Annotated in this window: 1 protein-coding gene; it reads right to left on the reverse strand. The window is 66.3% G+C overall.

Going from position 1 to position 768, the window contains the following annotated elements:
• Nucleotides 1-107: 107 nt before the first annotated feature.
• Nucleotides 108-680 (reverse strand): HNH endonuclease signature motif containing protein, encoded by a 573-nt coding sequence (locus E3D03_RS21055; RefSeq protein WP_090735003.1) that lies wholly within the window; start codon nt 678-680, stop codon nt 108-110.
• Nucleotides 681-768: the final 88 nt, after the last annotated feature.

Raw genomic sequence — 768 nt, forward strand, 5'->3', positions numbered from 1 at the left:
AAGATGGAGCCGACGAGCAGGCCATCGCCGGAGGCGACGGTATAGGGCGCGGTCAGGGTGATGGTGTTGCCGGGCTGGACGTAGTTTTTCATGGGGAGGATCCTTTCTCAGACGTGCTGATTGGTCAGGTGCTTTCGGATGCGGCCCGTCTTCAGGGCGGCGACGTGGCTGACGGTGACGCCGAACGCCCTGGCCACCTCGCGGCGGGAGAACCCCGCACCGAGGCAGTCGAGCATCCGGCTGCATTGATGATCGGTCAGGCGCGAGAGATGCGAACGGTCGCCGCAGCACATCGTGCCGTGGTCGCGCTTGTGCCCGATGTTCTCGCGCTGCGTGACATAGGCGAGGTTTTCGACGCCGTTGTTGGACTTGTCGCCGTCGAGATGGGCGACGACCAACCCCTCCGGTCGTGACCCGAGGAACGTGGTCGCGACCAGAATGTGCAGGGCGATCCTCTGGCGGCTGCCTGCCGTTTCGCGGACCAGCGTGTGGTGCAGATACCCCTCTGGGTCACGCCACGGCCGCCTCAGCGTCCAGTCGCGGCGGTCCAGCCAGCGAGAGCACGCACCGCGAGGGATCCTGCCCTTGCGATGCGCGCTCCAGACCCGGCCGGTCAGGTCGACGTGGTATCCGGGGAAACCGGGGATCGGCACCGCGCCCTGTCGATCATCGATCGTCATGGGAGCCAGCCGGACCTACGCCCCAGGATTTTTGTAGAGGCCGCGCCAGTCGATGGCCTTGGCGCCGAAGTCGAGGCGGCACTTGATC

Origin of the sequence: Paracoccus sp. DMF (assembly GCF_004407025.1) — a bacterium.
GTDB lineage: Bacteria > Pseudomonadota > Alphaproteobacteria > Rhodobacterales > Rhodobacteraceae > Paracoccus > Paracoccus aminovorans_B.